General features: G+C 73.6%; 5 protein-coding genes and 1 pseudogene. All 6 read right to left on the bottom strand.

Translation table 11 applies throughout. The features are described 5' to 3' along the window. Positions 1-469 (bottom strand): annotated as a pseudogene (locus AB0O00_RS31365) (alpha-L-glutamate ligase); the annotation flags it as partial. Continuing rightward, entirely contained in the window at positions 462-629 is a 168-nt protein-coding gene (locus tag AB0O00_RS31360) for a lysine biosynthesis protein LysW (RefSeq protein ID WP_363657521.1), read from the bottom strand. The gene AB0O00_RS31360 and the pseudogene AB0O00_RS31365, both read right to left, overlap by 8 nt. A 40-nt stretch (positions 630-669) precedes the next feature. Beyond that, positions 670-1,656, bottom strand: a complete 987-nt coding sequence (locus AB0O00_RS31355; RefSeq protein ID WP_363657519.1) for a transketolase C-terminal domain-containing protein — start codon at positions 1,654-1,656, stop codon at positions 670-672. Continuing rightward, positions 1,637-2,488 carry a transketolase gene (locus AB0O00_RS31350; protein ID WP_363657523.1) on the bottom strand — a complete coding sequence of 284 codons (852 nt, stop codon included), beginning with the start codon at positions 2,486-2,488 and terminating at the stop codon, positions 1,637-1,639. The genes AB0O00_RS31355 and AB0O00_RS31350 overlap by 20 nt, the downstream gene beginning before the upstream one ends. A 32-nt stretch (positions 2,489-2,520) precedes the next feature. Beyond that, positions 2,521-3,771 carry a DegT/DnrJ/EryC1/StrS family aminotransferase gene (locus AB0O00_RS31345; protein WP_363657517.1) on the bottom strand — a complete coding sequence of 417 codons (1,251 nt, stop codon included), beginning with the start codon at positions 3,769-3,771 and terminating at the stop codon, positions 2,521-2,523. Between the two features lie 14 nt (positions 3,772-3,785). Continuing rightward, on the bottom strand, positions 3,786-4,047 hold a 262-nt coding region (locus AB0O00_RS31340), incomplete at its 5' end, for a hypothetical protein (protein ID WP_363657515.1).

Below are 4,047 nucleotides of genomic sequence, written 5' to 3'. Positions count from 1 at the left end.
CCTCGGCCGCGTACTGATCGGCGATCAGGCCGACCCGGTTGCCCCAGGACGAGCTCAGCGGCTTGATCACGGCCGGGTAGCCGACCTCGGCGACCGCGGCCAGGCCGGCCTCCGGGGTCGGCGCCAGCAGCGTCGCCGGCGTCGGCACACCGTACTGCCGCAGCCGCAGGTAGGTGGACCACTTGTTGCCGCACACCCGGGTCGCCTCGGCGTCGTTCAGCGGCCGGGCGCCGAACGCCTCCAGCGACTCCGCGGCGAGCGCGGCGCGCTGGCTGGAGATCTCCCGGTTGAGGACCGTCATCCCCCGCAGCCGCTCGGCGTCCCGCGGTGCGAACGCCATCGTGCGGGGGTCGAGCCGGACGGCCGGGACGCCCCGGCCCTCCAGCTCGTCCAGGAGCCTGCGCTCCTCGTAGCGGACGGTCGACAGGAGGATCCCCAGGCCCGCCGACGTCCTCCCCGGCTCATTCACCCCAGTCCTCTTCGGGCTCGGGCGCGAGCGCCAGCTCGACCGGGTCCATCGAGTGGATCTCCAGCTCCGCGGCGCACCCCGGGCAGCTCACGATCTCGCCCTGGTAGCTGTCCGCCGGTATCTCCAGCGTGCCGGTGCAGCTGATGCACTGTGTGTCCATCTCACATGTCCTTTCTCTGACCGCAACGGACCTCTGGCCGCTACGGGTTGGTGACCGGATGGGTGACCGGGTCGGTGACCGGTTGGGTGACCGGTTGGGTGACCGGGTCGGTGACGAACTCCAGCACCTGCCGGAGCACGGGCCCGCTGGTGAGGCCGCTCGCCTCCAGCAGGGAGTCGTGGCTGTCGGGCGGAAGGAAGCCGGAGACGCCGATCGGGAGCCAGGGGATCCCGCGGGCCCCGGCCGCCGCCGCGACCTGCGCGCCCATGCCGCCGGACGTCCAGGCCTCCTCCAGCGTGACCAGCCACCGGCACCCGGCGGCGACGGCCCGGGCGACGGCGCCGGCGGACTCCGGGTCGACGGTGTGCACGTTGATCACCTGCGCGCCGTACCCCGCCGCTTCGAGGCCCTCGGCGACCTCCAGCGCGGTGGCCAGGACCTCGGGGCCGGTGGCGACCAGGGCGATGTCCCGGCCGGCCCTGACCTCCTGCGGGACGCCGAGTTCGGGCTCGGGCAGCCCCGTGAAGACCGGCGAGGCCTTGCGCCCGAGCCGCAGGTAGGTCGGGCCGTCGTACTCCAGGCACTGCTCCAGCAGGGACACCGCCTGGCGCGCGTCGGCCGGGACGACCACCCGCATGTTCGGCAGCGCGTTCATCAGCGCGAGGTCCTCGGTGGCGTGGTGGGTCGGCCCCAGCCAGCCGCCGCTGGCGCCCCCGTGCGTGCCGACGACGCACACCCGGCGCCGCGGGTAGGCGACGTTCAGCTTGATGAACTCGAACGCCCGGCTCACCGAGAACGCGGCGAACGTGCACACCAGGGCGCGCCGTCCGTAGTGCTCGGCACCGGCGGCGAACCCGATGGCGGCGTTCTCCGCGATGCCGACGTTGACGTAGTCCATCTCGGGCGTCGGCTTGATGCTGCCCGTGTCGGTGTCGACCACCAGCACGTTGTGGCGCACCGCGAGCTCCGGCAGGGCCTCGGTGAAGGCCTCCCGGGTGCTCACCCGCTCAGGCGCGATCTCCGGCACGGCCGGGCTCCCCCTTCGTGGTCTCCCGCGGGAGCGCCGGGCCCATGCTGGCCCGGACGCGCGCCCGCTTCCGCTCGGTGTCCAGCCGGACGAAGTGCGAGGAGGCCCGGCCCGCGAGCGCGCCCACGCCCCTCGCCTTGACGGTGTGGCAGACCACGGCCGTCGGCCCCTCGGTGCGGGCCGCCTCGTCCAGCACCGAGCACAGAGCCGCCAGGTCGTGCCCGTCCACCTCGACGGTGCGCCAGCCGAAGCCGGCCCAGCGGTCGGCGACCGGTGCGCCGTCGCTCACCTCGCGCACCGCCCCCGTCTGCTGGAAGTTGTTGACGTCGACGACCGCCACGAGGTTGGTCGCGTCCAGGGCGCGGCCCACCTGCGCCGCCTCCCACACCGTGCCCTCCTGCAGTTCGCCGTCGCCGAGCAGCACGAAGGTGTTCGCCGGCGGCGCGCCGGCCTGCCGCTGCGCCCAGGCCGTGCCGTTGGCCAGGGCGAGGCCGTGGCCGAGCGAGCCGGTGGCGAACTCGACGCCGGGGACGGTGACGTTGCCGTGCGTGGCCAGCCGGCTGCCGGGGCGGCAGAAGGTGGCGACCTCCTCGCGGGAGATGAACTTCCGCTCGGCGAGCGTGGCGTAGAGCGCCATCGCCGCGTGGCCCTTGCTCAGCACGAAGACGTCCCGCTGCTTCCACTCGGGGTCGGCGGGGTCGATGTTCATCGTGTGGAAGAAGAGTGCGACCAGGATCTCGACCGCGGACATCGAGCCGCCCAGGTGGCCGCCCTCGGGGCCGACGCACATGTCGACGATGTGCTCGCGGATGGTGCGGGCGCAGGCTGCCAGCTGCGCGGGTTCCGGCTGGTGCTCGGGTCCGGTCAGCGCCCCGCACCTTCCGCGAGCTCCGCCACGGCCTTCAGCTGCGACCAGACCTTCTCGACGGCGTCGGCGAAGCTCTGGAGCAACGGCCCCGCGTCCGGCGGGAGGTGGCGCTGCTGCAGGGTGAAGCTGCGGTCGACGACGTCCTGGGCGACCGGCCACGACCCGGGCTCCTGGCGGCACAGCGAGCGCAGCGCCGGCTGGTCGGGCAGCGGCATCATCTGGTACCGGGTGGCCGGCATGCCCTCGGCGCGCAGGGCCTTCATCAGGACGTTCCGCGCCGTCGCGGTGTCGACGCCGGGGAAGTGCCGCTCGAAGTCGACGGTGAAGCGCAGGATGTGCCACGCGTGCTCGTACCCGTCCGGCTCCGACGGGCTCACCAGCCCGTCCAGCCCCGCCAGCCGGGCCAGGAAGGCCGCGACGTTGGCCCGCCGGGCCGCGTGGTACTCGTCGAACCGCTCCAACTGGCTGGCCGTGTAGGCCGCCTGGACGTTGTTCAGCTTCGCGTTGAAGCCCAGCCGGTGGCTCACGTAGCGCCGCGGGCGGTCCGCGCGGATCGTCTCGCCGAACTGGCGCAGCTGGACGATCCGTTCGGCGACGCGCTCGTCGTCCGTCACGACCAGGCCGCCCTCCCCGCAGGTGGGGAGGTTCTTCGTCATCTGCAGGCTGAACGTGGCCGTGTTGCCGGACGCCCCGGACGGGACGCCGTGGTACCGGGCGCCCTGGGCCTGGGCGGCGTCCTCGATCACGACGCAGCCGTGGCGGCGCGCGACCTCCGCGATCGGCGCCAGGTCGGCGCTGAGCCCGTGCAGGTGGACCGGGACGACGGCCTTGGTCCGCTCGGTGATGACGGCGGCCACGCTGTCCGCGGTCACGTTGAACGTGACCGGGTCGACGTCGGCGTACACCGGGGTCGCCCCGACGTGTACCACGGCCATCGCCGTCGCGACGAACGTCAGCGCGGGGACGACGACGTCGTCGCCGGGGCCCACGCCGTGCGCGAGGAGCGCCAGCTCGATGGCCGTCGTCCCGTTGCTCACGCCGACGCAGCGCCGCACGCCCAGGTACTCCGCCCAGGAGCGTTCCAGCCGCTCGACGGCGGTCTCCGCGCTGGTCCGGTCGGAGACCATGACGTTCGAGTCCAGCACGGCCAGCACCGCCGCTCGGTCCGCGTCCGTCGTTCTCGGCCAGTCCACCGGCGCGAGCGACCCCAGTACGGGCTCGCCGCCGGTGAGCGCAAGCTCCCCCACAGGCCCCCCACTCATCAGACGTCCGTCCATTCCGTCGACAGGGCGAGTCGCCAGTCGACAGCCAGTTGCTCGTACGCGTGCACCAGCTCGGCGCCGCGGCGCACCATGAGTTCCGTGATCCCGGCCGTGGCCGGCGCGTGGGCGCTGAGCAGCCGCACGTTCGACCACGCGGAGACGACCCGGTCCGCCGACGCGGCCACGCCGAGCAGCCGGTCCTGCTTCGAGCGCTGCCCGAACTCCTGCGCGAACCGGCCGTGCAGGAACGCCTGGGCCTGC

The sequence above is a fragment of the Kitasatospora sp. NPDC093558 genome (genome assembly GCF_040683475.1).
Taxonomy (GTDB): domain Bacteria; phylum Actinomycetota; class Actinomycetes; order Streptomycetales; family Streptomycetaceae; genus Kitasatospora.
The sequence above is the reverse complement of the archived record's forward strand: the minus strand, read 5'-3'. Positions and strand labels throughout refer to the sequence as shown.

Bases quoted from the DNA above. Each gene is read 5' to 3' on its own strand.
- AB0O00_RS31360 (WP_363657521.1), bottom strand. From the start codon at position 629: ATGGACACACAGTGCATCAGCTGCACCGGCACGCTGGAGATACCGGCG.